Source organism: Bacillus paramobilis (genome assembly GCF_038096195.1).
Classification (GTDB): Bacteria; Bacillota; Bacilli; order Bacillales; family Bacillaceae_G; genus Bacillus_A; species Bacillus_A mobilis.
This window is the reverse complement of sequence record NZ_CP151108.1, coordinates 4,822,041-4,838,014: the sequence shown is the minus strand read 5'-3', so window position 1 is coordinate 4,838,014 and position 15,974 is coordinate 4,822,041. Positions and strand designations below refer to the sequence as shown.

At 35.2% G+C, this 15,974-nt stretch carries 12 protein-coding genes; 8 read left to right on the top strand and 4 right to left on the bottom strand.

The window, feature by feature from the left end; all coding sequences use genetic code 11:
• Positions 1-28: 28 nt before the first annotated feature.
• Together AABL52_RS24770 and AABL52_RS24765 are read left to right on the top strand one after the other, a co-directional pair.
• On the top strand, positions 29-1,660 hold the full coding sequence (locus AABL52_RS24770; protein WP_000492847.1) for a YceG family protein: 1,632 nt from the start codon (positions 29-31) through the stop codon (positions 1,658-1,660).
• Positions 1,661-1,678: 18 nt separating this feature from the next.
• Positions 1,679-2,761, top strand: coding sequence for a toxic anion resistance protein (locus AABL52_RS24765; RefSeq protein ID WP_001064416.1), 1,083 nt, complete (start codon positions 1,679-1,681; stop codon positions 2,759-2,761).
• Positions 2,762-2,796: 35 nt separating this feature from the next.
• On the opposite strand, the gene AABL52_RS24760 is transcribed toward AABL52_RS24765, so the two are convergent.
• Both AABL52_RS24760 and AABL52_RS24755 read right to left on the bottom strand, forming a co-directional pair.
• Positions 2,797-5,463 (bottom strand): cation-translocating P-type ATPase, encoded by a 2,667-nt coding sequence (locus tag AABL52_RS24760; protein WP_341518627.1) that lies wholly within the window; start codon positions 5,461-5,463, stop codon positions 2,797-2,799.
• A 192-nt stretch (positions 5,464-5,655) separates the two neighbouring features.
• Positions 5,656-5,880, bottom strand: a complete 225-nt coding sequence (locus AABL52_RS24755; protein ID WP_000366197.1) for a DUF1128 domain-containing protein — start codon at positions 5,878-5,880, stop codon at positions 5,656-5,658.
• Between the two features lie 173 nt (positions 5,881-6,053).
• Here AABL52_RS24755 and AABL52_RS24750 point away from each other — a divergent pair, with 173 nt between their 5' ends.
• From AABL52_RS24750 to AABL52_RS24740, 3 genes are read left to right on the top strand one after another with little or no spacing between them, the layout of a single operon-like run.
• Positions 6,054-6,518 carry a low molecular weight protein-tyrosine-phosphatase gene (locus AABL52_RS24750; RefSeq protein ID WP_341518626.1) on the top strand — a complete coding sequence of 155 codons (465 nt, stop codon included), beginning with the start codon at positions 6,054-6,056 and terminating at the stop codon, positions 6,516-6,518.
• A 53-nt stretch (positions 6,519-6,571) separates the two neighbouring features.
• The gene (locus AABL52_RS24745) at positions 6,572-7,087 is read left to right on the top strand and encodes a DUF4075 domain-containing protein (protein ID WP_151631904.1); all 516 of its coding nucleotides are present in this window, start codon (positions 6,572-6,574) and stop codon (positions 7,085-7,087) included.
• A gap of 6 nt (positions 7,088-7,093) precedes the next feature.
• On the top strand, positions 7,094-7,963 hold the full coding sequence (locus AABL52_RS24740) for a YihY/virulence factor BrkB family protein (protein ID WP_001226525.1): 870 nt from the start codon (positions 7,094-7,096) through the stop codon (positions 7,961-7,963).
• Positions 7,964-8,150: 187 nt separating this feature from the next.
• Here the strand turns inward: AABL52_RS24740 and AABL52_RS24735 are convergent, their stop codons facing one another.
• Positions 8,151-10,076, bottom strand: a complete 1,926-nt coding sequence (locus tag AABL52_RS24735) for a heavy metal translocating P-type ATPase (RefSeq protein ID WP_341518625.1) — start codon at positions 10,074-10,076, stop codon at positions 8,151-8,153.
• Positions 10,077-10,346: 270 nt separating this feature from the next.
• On the opposite strand from AABL52_RS24735, the gene AABL52_RS24730 reads away from it, so the two are divergent.
• The 3 genes from AABL52_RS24730 (at position 10,347) to lepB (ending at position 12,889) form a co-directional block, all read left to right on the top strand.
• Positions 10,347-11,297, top strand: coding sequence for a DMT family transporter (locus AABL52_RS24730; protein WP_341518624.1), 951 nt, complete (start codon positions 10,347-10,349; stop codon positions 11,295-11,297).
• Positions 11,298-11,418: 121 nt separating this feature from the next.
• Positions 11,419-12,099 carry a lysoplasmalogenase gene (locus AABL52_RS24725; RefSeq protein WP_001051061.1) on the top strand — a complete coding sequence of 227 codons (681 nt, stop codon included), beginning with the start codon at positions 11,419-11,421 and terminating at the stop codon, positions 12,097-12,099.
• Between the two features lie 253 nt (positions 12,100-12,352).
• The gene (gene lepB / locus AABL52_RS24720; protein WP_341518623.1) at positions 12,353-12,889 is read left to right on the top strand and encodes a signal peptidase I; all 537 of its coding nucleotides are present in this window, start codon (positions 12,353-12,355) and stop codon (positions 12,887-12,889) included.
• Positions 12,890-12,931: 42 nt separating this feature from the next.
• Here lepB and AABL52_RS24715 read toward each other — a convergent pair whose 3' ends face one another.
• Positions 12,932-15,694, bottom strand: a complete 2,763-nt coding sequence (locus AABL52_RS24715) for a tetratricopeptide repeat protein (protein ID WP_341518622.1) — start codon at positions 15,692-15,694, stop codon at positions 12,932-12,934.
• Between the last annotated feature and the right edge of the window lie 280 nt (positions 15,695-15,974).

The window sequence follows — 15,974 nt, the reverse complement described above, 5'->3', positions numbered from 1 at the left end:
AAGTAAATGTTTTTGGAGGTGAACTGTTGTGTTTTCACGTTTTACACTTCAACCATATGCATTAAAAGACGAATCAGATTTAAAGCAATTTGAAGCACTTTTAGAAAAACGCCCACAATATGAACTGACAGAGAATGAGATGAAGTTTAGTTATATAGCAACTCGTATTCTTGGTGTTCCTAATGATGTAGATGAATATTTCAATGAGCTATTTGATTATAGTGAAGTAAAAGGGATTGAGGTTTTGCATGAACAAAATTTAAATAAGGTGATTGATCCCGAAAAACTGCGCCATATTCAAGATGTTTTTACATTACATCAAGAAGCACCGAATGGACTTACAGTAAATAGGCTTGTAGCCCATTTGTCTGGAAAACAACTCTTACCACAAGTAGACAATCCTGACTTACAGCATTATATACATACGATGTTTATTTCTGTATTGAAATTGTATGAAAAACAACATAACCAATCATTAAAAACAGAAGGATTCCGTCGTTTCTTAATCGATATGATTAAGTTAAGTGAAAATTACGTAGCGAAGTGGTTCTCTACGATTAATTATAAGAAACAAATGCCGCGTATCGTTTGGTACGGTGATGCACAGGAAAGTCGTATATATTTCTTATACTTTCTTATTATGCTCGGCTGCGATGTACTTTATTATCACCCAGAAGGAAAAGATGGATTTGAGAATGTTGATGAGGAAGGAAGAAGTTTTGTCGTGTCTCATCCAAGTCGGATTTCTCTTGAGCCGTTTCCAGATCGCCGCCGTGAGCGAGTTGCAACAGTAGCATATCAAGCTTCAAAAGAAATTGAGCAAGTACTTCACCACGATAATTCACTGCTATACAAGCCGTGGCAATTCCGTTCATATACGCCTGTAGCTCGTACGCTCAAAACAACGTATGATGAACTCTTTTTAATTACGAAAGAAAAGGCATTTGTACGTCCGACATTCTTTGTTGAGAATAAACACATTTATATCCCTTCTTTATTTGCGAAAATATCAGGTGTTTCAAAAAATGATAAAGAGTATTTTCAGCGATTAAAGGCTGTTACATCGTTTGATAACAGTTTATTAATTAATACATTCCCATTTACGAAAGAACAAAAAGCAAATTTCCAATATCATTACCGAGATGCTTTAGACCGCGGGGGGAAATTACATCCAGATTTAATTATGAACAGTCATTGGTGGCCACATAAAAGATTGCCAGAAGGATTACAACATGGTATTGCAGAGGCGATCATTCATGCGTGCGAAAGTGAAATGTGTAAACCAATTGCAAAAGAGACGAAACAAGATGTAGCGCTATATGTTTTCGCGCAACTTTCTCAAATACCACCAAATATTTTAGAACAGCTTGAGAAATTTGATTATTCACAAGATGTACCGAAAATTGTTATATTTAATAATGAGAAGAGTGGAGAATTAACTCGTTCTGATGCTGTTTTATTACTATTTTTAAATCAAATAGGAGTAGATGTGTTCCACTTCAATCCAACGGGACGAAATGATATTGAACCGTATATTGATGCAGCAGCATTTGATTCACATTGGCTTGAAGAAGTTAATTTCGATCTTGAGTTTCATGGTTCATCAGCCTATAAAAATTTATCACAAACAATAAAAGGACTATTTCGTCCATTTTTATAAGGAAAGGGAGAATACCATATGAATAACCCAGTCGTACTAGATTCGAAAACAGAATTAAATGAGCAAACAGCACAAGATGTTCGTTTACAACTTAGACAAGATGCAGAAGTACAACGTATTTATAATGCAGTAGATATTAAAGATCAGTTAGAATTAATCGAGCTTGGAAAAGAACCTTCTATGGAAATTTCACGTTTTGCTGATCAAATTCTACATACAATGTCATTATCAAAAATAGAAGATTCGGGTGAATTATTAAAACAACTTGGTAAAATTATGGACCGATTCGATAGCAAAGACTTTGCGGAAGAGAAAAGTGGTTTCTTCTCACGTATGTTCAAAAAAGCGGATAAAATGATTGAACAAATCTTTAGTAAGTACCAAACGATGGGCCGTGAAATTGATAAAGTATATGTGGAAATTACGAAGTATCAAGATGAAATGAAAAAATCAATTGGTACGTTAGACGGTTTATATGAGCAAAACTTAAAATATTACTTAGACTTAGAAAAATATGTAGTAGCAGGGGAAATGTTATTAGAGCGTTTAAATACAGAACTAGTTCCGATGTATGAAGAGCGTGTACGTAACAATGACCAATTAGCAGGTATTGAATTAGAGTCACTTAAAAACTCTGTTGAAATTTTAGAACAGCGTATTGATGATTTAGAAAAAGCACGTATGGTTGCGTTACTGACAGCACCACAAATTCGTATGATACAACGTGGTAATAATAAATTAATTGGTAAAATCAATACAGCATTTATTACGACGATTCCTATCTTTAAAAATGGTATCATTCAAGCGGTAAATGCGAAGCGTCAAAAGCTTGTTGCAGATTCTATGGCCGAACTGGATCGCCGTACAAATGAATTACTTAAGAAAAATGCACAAAATATTGCAACGCAAAGTGTGGAAGTGGCGAGATTATCAGGTTCTTCTAGTATTAAGATGGAAACACTTGAGGAAACTTGGAACATTATTTCAAGAGGTATGCAAGAAACGCAACAAATTGAAGAACAAAATAAACGTGAGCGTGAAGAAAGTCGCAAACGTATGGCTACATTAACTGAGAACATTAAAAAAGAATTACAAGGATAAATGAAAAGGCAATGAGGAAGAGTCCTCATTGCCTTTTAGTTTCTCTTCACTAATTTAATGATCTCATTCACAACAAGTGGAATGATACTTAATAAGAGAACAAATCCCCAATCTCGCATCGTTAATGCATGCACACCGAATATATTTGCAAGAGGTGGGATGGAGATAATACACACTTGCATAAGAATACCGATAAGAAGGGAGAAGACTAAATATTTATTTGTAAAAATCCCAATTGAAAAAATGGATTTCGTTCTTGAACGCAAGTTAAATGAATGAACGAGCTGAGAAAAACTAAGAACGACAAATGCCATCGTTTGAGCGTGTAATAGAGCATCCTCATCAATTTGCTCTGGGAAAAGAGGAAATAAATTTGTATCACCAGTATAGAATTTTGCTCCGGCGATAAAGGCTATTAACGTTAAAAGCCCAATGACAACCCCATTGAAAATAAGAAAAGGAACACTACCACTAAATAAGCTTTCTTTCGCATGTCGTGGTTTTTCCTTCATCACATCTGGATCCTCAGGATCAACCCCAAGTGATAATGCAGGTAGTGTATCTGTAATTAAATTCACCCACAAAATGTGAATAGGTCGTAGTGGTGTTGCCCAGCCGAGTAAAATGGCTAAAAATAAAGCGATAATTTCTCCAAAGTTACAAGAGAGTAGGAAGAGGATTGATTTTTTTATGTTCCGATAAATATTTCTACCTTCCTCAACAGCTTTCACGATAGATGAGAAATTATCATCTGTTAACACGACATCTGCAGCCCCTTTTGCAACGTCTGTTCCTGTAATGCCCATCGCTACGCCAACATCTGCTTGTTTTAAAGATGGAGCGTCATTGACGCCATCACCAGTCATAGAAACGATATTTCCTTTTGCGCGTAATGCCTTTACAATTTTCACTTTATGCTCTGGAGAGACCCTGGCGAATACATTTAAGTGATTAATTTTGCTTGCTAGCTCTGTATCTGAAATGTTATCTAATTCAGTTCCAATCATAATTTCAGATATGTCTGTAGCAATGCCAAGTTCTTTGGCGATTGCAAAGGCGGTATCTTTATGGTCACCAGTAATCATAACTGTGCGAATACCGGCTTTTTTACATTCTGTAATGGAATCTTTTACTTCAGTTCGCGGTGGATCAATCATACCGACAAGACCAATAAAGATGAGGCTTTCTTCAAGATGATCTATATCCATATCGTTTGAATTATATTGTTTAAACGCGAATGAAAGTACCCTTAAAGCCTCTTGAGACATTGCCCCGGCAGCTTCTAATATTTGATTTTTATCAACATCTGTTAGAACCTCGATTTTACCGTTTTTAAATATGTGGGTACATCGAGGTAAGAGTTTATCAATAGCACCTTTCGTCATGCTATAGTAGTTTTCATCGTATGTATGCACGGTTGACATCATTTTACGATCTGAATCGAAAGGCAGCTCGTTAATGCGTTCATGTAACTTTTCTAAATGATTTTTTTGCATGTTAAAAGTACTTCCAGCAACGAGAAGCGCAATTTCAGTCGGGTCTCCGGTTTGTGAGTCATTATTGTAAGATGCATCATTACATAGCACCATATTTTCTAACAATAGACGTTGCGCATCGTTATTTACATTTAAATTTTCTAAGTGATCGTATGTGTTATCGCTATAAAAGTGAGTAACGGTCATTTTATTCTGTGTTAACGTACCTGTTTTATCTGAGCAAATAATTGTGACAGAACCGAGAGCTTCAACAGCTGGTAGTTTCCGAATGATAACATTTTGTTTAATCATGCGCTGTACACCAATTGCAAGAACGATGGAAACGATAGCTGGCAACCCTTCTGGAATAGCTGCAACGGCTAAACTAATAGCAGTCATAAACATTTCTAACGTATCCCGGCCTTGTAAAAAGCCGATGAGAAACATAACGATACAAATAGCTACAGCGACAAAGCCTAAATACTTTCCGACTTGTGCCAAGCTTTTTTGAAGTGGTGTCATATCATCGTCTGCTTCATGTAAAAGGGTAGCAATCTTACCAATTTGTGAGTTCATTCCAGTTTCAACAGCGACACCGACGCCTCTTCCATATGTTACAAGAGTAGACATAAAGGCCATGTTTTTTTGATCACCAAGTGGTACTTGTTCTTCACTTTGCATGGAAGGGTGGTAAATTGCATCTTTATCAACAGGGACAGATTCACCAGTTAGAGCAGATTCTTCAACTTTTAAATTTGCGGTTTCGATTAGGCGTAAATCGCATGGGATATATCGTCCGGCGTCGAGCATAACGATATCACCTGGAACGACGTGCTCAGATGGAATTTCTTTTAGTTCACCATTTCGCTTGACGATAGCTTTAGGTGTCGCCATCTTTTTCAATGCCTCTAAAGCTTGTTCTGCTTTTGATTCTTGGACGACGCCAATAACAGCGTTTAAAACTACAACGAGCACAATAATACTTGCATCAGCCCATTCACCTACAAAGGCTGAAATAAGAGCAGCAATAATAAGGACATATACGAGGATGTCATTAATTTGGGCGAAAATACGCTGCCATAAAGTGCGTTTTTGTTTTGTAGCTAATTCATTAAAACCGTATTGCTTTAAACGTTCATTTACGATTTCATCTGTTAAACCGTGTTGTTCGTTTGTTTCTAAGTCGATTAATGTTTGATTTTTCGTCTTACTGTACCAATTGCTCATAAGTAAGCACCTCCAGTAAAAACAGTTAGCAATGGTAGTGTTGCTATTATTTGTGAGTAGTATGTATGGAGAAAAAATCTAAGGTGAGGTTCTACTTCCATTGTACAGTATTTTACAGTTGGTTGAGGGAAAGAGAAGAGTTGTCATGAATTTGTTGGAAATAAAAAAAGCCTCATATAAACGAGGCTTTTTTTACTTTTTAATTAATGTACCTAATTCTTCTGTAATAGCTTGCATTTCACTGATGCTGAATGTTTCACGTTTCATAACATGCTCATAAATGTCACGTAAGTCTTCGTACATTTCTTCATTAAAGCTAGCAGCTCTCATCGCTCCAGCATTAACCATACGTAATTTTTCTTTAATAGCTTCGACCATATATTCAACGTTTTCTTCTGACTTTACGGATAAATCCACCGAAGTGTCCCCCTTTAAAATAACATAAGGATATCTTAACATTTTTTATCATTTTCGTTAATGAATCTTTTCAATCCTATTAAATTAGTAGGGATTTCCTTTATAATTAATAATTGGTTGTTTATACTATAAGTATATATAAAGAAATGCACCAAGAAGGGAAGAACAAAAATATGGTTCAAGTATTGTTTGTTTGTCTTGGGAACATTTGCCGTTCACCGATGGCAGAAGCAATTTTTCGAGATCTTGTCGTAAAAGAGGGACTCGAGGAGAAAATTGTCATTGATTCTGCAGGAACTGGAGATTGGCATGTTGGCCATCCGCCACATAAAGGAACACAAAAAATTTTAAAAGAAAATGCAGTCACTTTTGAAGGAATTAAAGCAAGGCAAGTAGAAAAAGAAGACTTAACAAAGTTTGATTATATTATTGCCATGGACAACAAGAATATAGCAGATTTAAAAAGTTTAGGTAAAACTGGAGGCTATATTGGCAGACTGTCCGATTTTGTTCCAGACGGTGGCTGGACAGACGTTCCCGACCCTTACTATACAGGGAATTTCCAAGAAGTATATGACCTTGTAACAGAAGGGTGTACAAAGCTATTAGCTTTCATTCGAAATGAACAAGGAATATGAGGAAGCTTAGAAAGAAATACTTTCTAACATAAGAAATGAAAGGGTGAAGGAATATGGCAAAGAAAAATAATATTGCTCGAAACATTGCGATTGGTGTAGCTGCAGGTGTAGCTGTATCTATGTTGAAGAAGGAAAACCGTGAAAAAGTAAAAAATACTGCTGAAAAAGCAAAAACAAAGATGATTGAAATCGGTGAAAATGCGAAGATAAAAGAAAAAGTGCAAACTGTTACAGATAAAGGGCGCGAACTCGCTGACTTCAATGTAGTAAAAGCGAAAGTAGCAGAAATTAAAAAATTGACGCCGTCTGTTGTAGAGACGTTAAAAGAAACGAAAGAAATTTTTAGTAAGAAAAAGGTTGAGCCAGCAGAGAAGCCAGAAACGATTGAAATTCAAGCTGTATCTTCAAAGGTAGATGAGCTGAAAGCAGAAGAAGAGCCAGTAGTTGCTGAAGATGGCGGTATGAAAGAAGCGCGTGAACTATTTATGAAAGACTCAAATGCAGAGGAAAAAAAAACTGAAGCGTACATTGAGTTGAAGCAAGATAAAGAAGAGAAGAAAAGCGTTTAAACATATATGAGAAAAATTTTAGAAAAGGTGAGAAGAAATCGTACTTATTCGTTTGGTAAAGATTTGTATGACCGGACGATGCGCGATGATGTAGCGGGCTTGGCAGCACAGCTCGCTTATTTCTTCTTGCTTGCGATTTTTCCTGGGCTTGTTTTCTTAATTACGCTTCTTGGATTCATTGACCTTCAAACAGAAAGTGTGCTCAACTTATTAGAACCGTACGTACCCGAAGATGCAATGTCTTTAATTGAAGTAAACGTTGATAAAGTTGTAAATGAGCAAAATGGTGGTTTATTATCATTTGGTTTATTATCAATGCTGTGGTTTGCTTCAAACGGGGTAAATGCGGTTATGAATGCTTTTAATCGTGCGTATGATGTAACAGAAACACGTTCCTTTATTAAAACGAGAGCTTTATCAATTGTGTTTACATTAGCGATTATTTTTATGATTGTGTTTGCGCTAATTGTTCCAGTGTTTGGACAAGTGATTGGGGCAGCGGTATTTAAAGCAATTGGGTTATCGGATAGTTTTTCTTACGTGTGGAGTATTATGCGATTAGTAGCGAGTTTCTTTGTTTTATTCGCATTGTTTAGTTTTTTATATACATTTGCACCAGATCGAAAGTTAAAAAGAAGAGAAGTCATTTCAGGAGCAACATTTGCTACTGTAGGATGGATTGTGGTATCGTACTCATTTGCTTATTATGTAGATAAGTTTGCGAATTACGCCAATACATATGGTGGTCTCGGTGGTATTATTATTTTAATGTTATGGTTTTACTTAACTGGATGGGTGATTTTACTTGGCGGTGAAATTAATGGTTTACTCCATCATTATAGAACGGGTGACAATAATTCCCGTAATGAAAAATGATCTCTTGTTCCATAATAATAGGGAACAGGGGGGATATTTCATGAGTAATAATAAAAAGAATCACAACAATAAAAATAACAATAAACAAAAGAGCAGTTCACATCCAAAGCATAAAACGAGTAGTAGTGCGAACGGGCATAATAGCTATCACTAAAATAAAAACGGGTCCTCTATGAGGGACCCGTTTTTATTTGTTTCCTTTTAATAATCGTAAGCCATTCAAAATGACAAGAATCGTACTTCCTTCATGCCCAATAACACCGAATGGAAGAGCTAAAAATTGCAAGAAGTTTGAACAAATCAGCATTGCAATTACAGCTAGTGAAAAGATTACGTTTTGCTTTACAATACGGTTCATTCGTTTTGATAAACGGATTGCTTGGGAAAGTCGAGATAATTCGTTCTTCATAAGTACAACGTCTGCAGTTTCTAAAGCTACGTCTGTTCCTTCCCCCATTGCTACACCAATGCTAGCAGTAGCGAGTGCAGGGGCATCATTTATACCATCTCCGACCATTGCTACTGTCCCGTATTTTTCTTTTAGCTTTTTAATCGTTTCAACTTTTGTTTCTGGTAAGCATGATGCGTAATATTCTTTTATATTACTTTCAGAGGCAATAGCTTTTGCCGTTTCTTCATTATCTCCAGTAATCATAATTGCCTCGACACCGATGCTTTGTAGTTCGCGAATAGCAGCTATTGTTTCTTGGCGAAGTGTATCTTTTAAAGCGATAAGTCCAAGGATGCCATCCTCATCACGAATATAAACGACAGTTTTACCTTCTTTTTCAAGTGAGGCAGAAATACCATTATGAAATGTCTTTGTTTCATCACCGATAAAATCAGCTTTACCTATTTTATAAGCTTTGCTTTCGAATATTCCTTTTAGCCCAAAGCCAGTTACATCTTCAACATTTTCTGGTTTTTGTAATGTAATGTCATGCGCATGTTGTGCATATTTAACAATAGATTCAGCTAAAGGATGTGTAGAGTGACTTTCAATTGCTGCTGTAATCGAAAGTACTTCTTTTTCTGTCATATTTTCTCGAACATATACATCTGTTACCGTAGGTTTTCCTTGTGTTAATGTTCCTGTTTTATCAAAGGCGATCGCTTTTACGGAAGCGAGGCGTTCTAAATGTATGCCACCTTTAAAGAGAATTCCATTTCTTGCTCCGTTAGAAATTGCGGATAACGTTGCTGGTGTAATGGCGGCAACGAGTGCACAAGGAGATGCGACTACAAGTAAGATCATAGCGCGATAAAACGTTTCATTCCAGCTCCAGTCCAGTAAGAAATGAGGGACGAACATCATAAGCGCAACAACGAGTAGTACGCCTTTTACGTATGTTCCTTCAAACTTTTCGATGAATAGTTGTGATGGTGATTTTTCACTTTGTGCACTTTGGACGAGACGGATAATCTTTTGGAATAATGTTTGATCGCTCGGCTTCGTAATTTTAACTTCGATAGCACCGCGTAAATTTACAGTACCGGCAAATATTTCATCACCGAATTTTTTCTCATTCGGAATAGGTTCGCCTGTAATAGCAGCTTCATCGATATTTGTTTCACCGTTATGAATCGTACCGTCAGCAGGAACGCGCTCACCTGGCTTAATTAAAATAATGTCGTTAATTTGTAATCGTCCAACAGGAACACGTTCCTCGGTTCCATTTGAAATACGTAATGCTTCTTCAGGTTGTAAATCAAGAAGTGCAGAAATTTCTTTTTGACTTTTACTTAATGTATAAGATTCCATCGCACCGCTCAGTGCAAAGATAAAGATTAAAATCGCGCCTTCTGCCCAGTAGCCAATCATTGCAGCACCGATAGCAGCAAAGAGCATAAGCATTTCGACATTTAGCTCTTTCTCTTCAATTGTATCTTCAATGCCTTCTTTTGCTTTTGCATAGCCACCAACGATATAAGCAAGGATATAGCAAGTAATGCCTGCATTCATTACATCGTTCTTTGTGAATAACCAACCAGCTAAAATGAAAATACCAGATGCGATTGCAAAGATAAGCTCATAATGTTTCTTTAATGTATCCCATAAAGAGGGATGAGAAATAGACTTTTGTACTTGTAATGTTTTTACTTCTGAGTTCATTACTACTCGCTCCTTCCAAATTCTTATTGAGAAAAAGAATCAAAATCGAAACCCCTATAAAACGACGAAAGCTGCCATCCATAATGGATAGCAGCATTTCTGTTGAATCTGATTTTAATAGTTATTATGTTGTAATTATTCTATAGTATAGCATATGTTTTCATTTGATGATATGTTTTTGTTTGCCTATAAACTGAAAACTTGTGTTTTCACACTTCCTTTGGTATATATGAATATTGTTCATAAAAAGATCGGAAAGGAAGACAACAAGTGAAGACAGAGAAATTTTTTACCCATCCGATTGGCGTACTGATTGCAGCAATAGTAGCGACTTTTTTATGGGGGAGCGCATTTCCTTTTATTAAATTAAGTTATGCTGAACTTGGAATTCAGCCACAAGAAGTTGGGGAGCAAATATTATTTGCTGGTTATCGTTTCTTTTTATCTGGAGTCATGCTCTTATTATTCTTTAAAGTGTTAGGAAAAGATATGAGCTTCAAAAAAGGAACGGGGAAGCAGTTAATACAAATTGGTTTATTTCAAACATTTCTTCAATATATATGTTTTTATATTGGAATGAGTTATAGTTCTGGTATTGAAGGAGCTATCATTTCAGGAACATCATCATTCTTTCAAATTTTACTTGCTCACTTTTTATATAAAGATGACGCTCTCAATATGAGAAAAATAATTGGGGTCTCTATCGGCTTTTGTGGTGTCATTTTAGTAAATGTACCGAGTGATGGTAGTCTGTCATTCCATTTCGGAATCGGTAGCTTATTACTTCTTAGTGCAGCAATGTTGTATTCATATGGAAACATATTGGCGAAAGAAGGCAGCAAAACATTAGATGTTGGCTATATGACAGCATACCAAATGATTTTTGGTTCTATCGGGTTATTATGTATAGGGGCTTTGCAAGTTGGAGTCATGCCATTTGCATTTAGTATACATGCAATACTTATGCTTATCTACTTATCTTTCTTATCCGCAGCAGGCTTTTGTATTTGGAATACAATTATGAAGTACAACAAAGTTGGAAAAGTATCAATGTACATGTTCTTTATACCCGTCTTTGGTGTGTTATTATCAAGCATGATTTTAGGAGAAGCAATTCATTCATTTGTATTATTCGGTTTAGCATGTGTAGCCGCGGGAATTATCGTGGTGAATGGTACGCCAGCTAAGCAGAAAATGGAGCAAGAAAAACAAGTAGCATAAATAACAGGAAAACGATTACAATGGAAGAACAGTACTGTTCTTCTTTTTTATATAGAAAAAGGATAATAGACTAGGTATAACGAAAAAAGATACAAAAAGCATTTATTGAGGAGAACATGTTATGAATCTACTTTACATGGTGTTAATTGGGCAAATCATTCTTTTTTTAATTGGTGCAATGTATGCAATAGGACAGACAAAAAAGACAAGAAATAATATGCCGTTACCTTTAGCGGTGCGTCTTATTCTTAGTTTTTCTTTAACAGCAAGTGCAATTTGGATATGGTTACAAGATCCATCAGTGGAGTATAGTACGTGGGTTGCACTAGGTATGACGTTATCAACTGTAGGAGATTTATTTATGGCAGGTTTGATTCCAATTGGTCACAGGTTAATTGGAGGGATGATTACTTTCGCTCTTGCACATTGTTTTTATGTAAAAGCATTTTTGCAAACAGGCATCTCATGGAATGGTTTTTGGATTGGTTTACTCGTATACGGACTCTTTCTCATTATAGGATGGTTCTTTTTTATACGAAATGATAAACAAGATAAATTATTTACGATAGGAGCTCTAATTTACGGACTGTGGGTTGGAGGAATGGCTTGCTTTGCATTCGCCTTATACTATGAGAATACAGGAATATGGTGGATACCAGCTTTTGGTGGTTTACTATTTGTGATTTCTGATTTTATTATAGGCGTGACAGATATTGGAGGACGCAAATTAAAATATGAACCACTTTGGATTTGGTTTACATATGTAGCGGCTCAAATGTGTATTGTATATGTGGGAATATAAAAAGATACTCTCAAAAATAGTAGATAGACTATTTTGAGAGTATCTTTTTTACTATTTTATTTCAGCCGATTTTTGAGATGGAGTTTTACTGCTGACACATAGTGAGATAAATATAAATTATAGTATATAAAATAAGAAGTTTATGGGGTGTTATTCTAAGTTCATAATATTCTAATTTTATAATTCAGAATTTTGTGGAAATTAGATGGTTGAAGTCCTTATAATAAAAGTAAAAAGATGATGAGATGGTGGAATGATGCAAAAGAAAAAACGTTGGCGTGAATTCTTTGGAACAATTGCAATTGCATGTTTGTTGGTGTTTTTGGCGAAAATTTTCGTGTTTTTTCCTACGACTGTAAAAGGAGCGTCCATGAAGCCAACGTTACAAGATGGGGATAAGGTGATTGTAAATAAGTTGGCAAAGCAATTTGAAAGCTATGGGAGAGAAGATATTATTGTTGTGAAGACGGATAATTTTTATGTGAAAAGGGTTATTGGTTTGCCTGGCGATGTCATTGAGGTGAGAAATGATCAATTATATGTGAATCATGAAGTGATAGAGGAAGCGTATTTGTATAGTAATAAAAAACAAGCTGAAAAAAAACTTATGAATTTAACAGATGACTTTGGACCGATTACAATTCCTACAAATAAGATTTTTGTTATGGGAGATAACCGTTTAATAAGTAGAGATAGTAGAAATGGTTTAGGACTTATTGATAAAGCTGATGTGTTAGGTGAATTAGCTGCAATTTATTATCCATTTGAACATATGAAAATAATGAATTAATGTAAAAAACCAAGCAAATTTTAGTTTGCTTGGTTTTTTATGTTAAATCGTAGGAGACTCATTAAATTCATAGGCATCTTCATTATTTTTGTTCGTACTTAAAACGAATTTGTGCTGCAATAGTTGCAGTTTAAAGAATGCTAACGGATCGTGATAAGTTTCTGGGTTGCTTCTTAACGTTGCTAATGTTTGCTCGTCTTCCTGTATTTCAAGTTGAGCTGATTCTACATTTTGTTTCAGTATGCTAAGTGGATCTTTAAAGAACATCATGATATCTCGTTCTAATGCGCCTTCAAATACTTCAAATTGAAGGAAGAATTGTTTTGAGATTGTTTGAGCAATTTCCGTATAATCTTCCGTTTCAATGTATTGTTTATATTTGTTTGCAAGCATAGATTGATTTTTTTGCATGTTACCAAATAGTTTTCCCGCACTCTTTAAGAAAAATTGTGTTGGTGTAAAGCGTAATAAAATATTGATGTTCGATACTGTAATTCGATTTGTCATACGTACAACATCTCGATGCCAATCATCTAGTAATTTGAAATCGCAAGGAAGTTTCATGCGTTCTTCTTTATATAATTTATTAAACGTTTCACTCATTTCATCTAAATAAGATTGAGCTTGAATAAATTCATTATGCGCTGTTTCAATCCACTCTTGAATAAACCCAGTAAATTTAGGAAGAAGCACTTGCTGTACATGTTTTTGAATTCGTTCGTTCATTGCAGCATTTAATTCCTCATGAACTAATTTGAAATCACTATCTTCTTGAACAAGATCAGAACAGCTCTGTAATAATTCAGGAATTTGAGAATGGATATCTCGTGTGATTTCTTCTTTCGTTAAAAGATAAGATTCTGTAATAGAACGAATTTTATCTTTTTCAAGAGCAGTAAGATTGTTAATAAATCCGTTTAGTTTTACTGAGATATGTTTATTCCAGCGTACTGATTTCACTAATGTATTTTCTAATTCCACACGTTCATTTACAAGGTATGCGATTGTTTTTTGCGTAAACCATATTAGTTTTTTTATACGTTCTTGTTCTATGTCGCGTTCAGCTAGATTAGCAAGAATAGACTCTGTCACGTCTCCAAGTTGCTGGCTACTCTCTTGTGAAGGAGAGTATGGGAAGAACTTTGCATTTGGGAAATGGACCTTAATCTTACTCATTAGTTTTTCATTATTGGCCGCACTATTTGTGTGTAATACGAAATGAATTTGTAAGTTTGGCACTTGTTCACGTAAATAAAGTAATGTATCAAGCTCTTCACCATGCAATGGTGAAGCTGAATTTAATACGTAAATAAGGCTATCTGCTGCTTGTAAGTATTCAAAATATGAGCTGTTTTTATCCACTTGCCCTTGAACAGATGGCGTAACAAGGAATGCAAATTTATTCTTTCTTAAAAATCTACTTGGTAACTTAATTTCTATACACTTCTTCTCAAGTTCTGACTCGGAAGGTGTAGCCATTATTTGATGGAATTCATCAAAGTTCGGTATATTGTGTACATCTAACGCAGTGAATTCTGTTATTTCAGTTTTGCTATCATCTTTAAATAGAATAGGAGTTGTTACAGTCTCAGTTAAGATGTTCTCTCCTAATATTGAATTGATGAATGATGACTTATCATGGTCACTAGTTCCCGCTATTAGTAATTGTGTAACATTTAAATCACATAGTTCATGAACAAGTAACGTAAATTGATGACTTAAATCCACATCATTTTGTTCAGCCCATACAGCAATTGTTTCGAATAAATGAGAAACGGTTTCCAGATTTACATTTTTTTCAGCTGTTGAATTAGAGAGTAGGGCTCCCGCACTTTTTACGAGTAATGACTCTAAAGTTGTAGGTGAAACTTCATTCCATGCTAACACTGCAGCAGAGACAAATAGGGCATCTTTTGCTTTCGTTAAACTAAACCAATTTGTTAATAAATCTGGTACAAGTCCCTGCATTTCATGCATGAAATGTTCACCAGTAATTAATTCAAAGTACGTATCTTGGTAGCGTTCAACAATTTCATGCCAATCGTCATTGTTATCTGTTTCAATATGTAAGAATAAATGATTTATTGTTTGAATCCAAGGTAGATGCAAGTTTTCATTTTGATAGCTGTTCCAAAGCGCAATAACAAGTTCTTTAAATTGGACTTGATCAATCGCATATAAAGCTTTTAAAGATTCATAGAAATATTCTGGTTTGATTTGTTTCGTGAATCCTTGATTCACATAATTGATTAAAGTATCGAACCAGTGTAATGATTTTGTTCGAATTCCTTCTTGAACGGCAAGTTCGATGGCGTTATTCCAATCTTCTTGTTTTTCATAGAATGAGCGAGCAATTGCAGTAATATTTGGATAGTCAGGTTGAAATGCAACAGCCTCACTAATCGTCTTAAATGCTAGACCTAAACGATCTTGTTCGATATAAAGAGAAAGAAGTTGTAAGGAAACTTCCATTGTAAGAGTTGTATCTTCCGTTTGGATAGATTGATAAATTTCTTCTGCTTTTGGCAAGAATCCTAATTCAAAATAAGAATCTGCAATATTTTTGGTTGCCCAAAGTGCAAGTTCGTTATTTACTTTCTCCCATTTAAATATCGCTGCTTCAAAGTCTTTATTTTGGTAATAAAATTCACCTTGAGCAAAGCGGATATTAGAAATGTTGGAGAATTCGTTTGTAGATTCATTTATATATGCTTCACCGAGTACTTCCGATACTGGAGTAGAAGTTTCTTCTGTTAAAAATGTTTTATAGTAAACCTTTTGGATAAATTGATTTTCAATGGTCATGTTCGTTCCCCCTGTATAATTTAGAAAAATGATGTTGTATGTAAAGGGTGCATGTTCTTTTTATAGGTAGAAGTTGCATTATATCGACCAAACTACGTTTTTGCTAGATATATCATTTTTCCTGAGAGTTAAACCGTTGCGAAAAGTAACTTTCCTTTATTGTAACAAAAAAACAAGCATATGAATTTTTATTTTTTAATCCCGCTATTTACGGATAATAAGACTAGCATTTCAAAAAGAGGTGAATACAAGGGAAGTAGGCGGGCGCATGATTAATGGT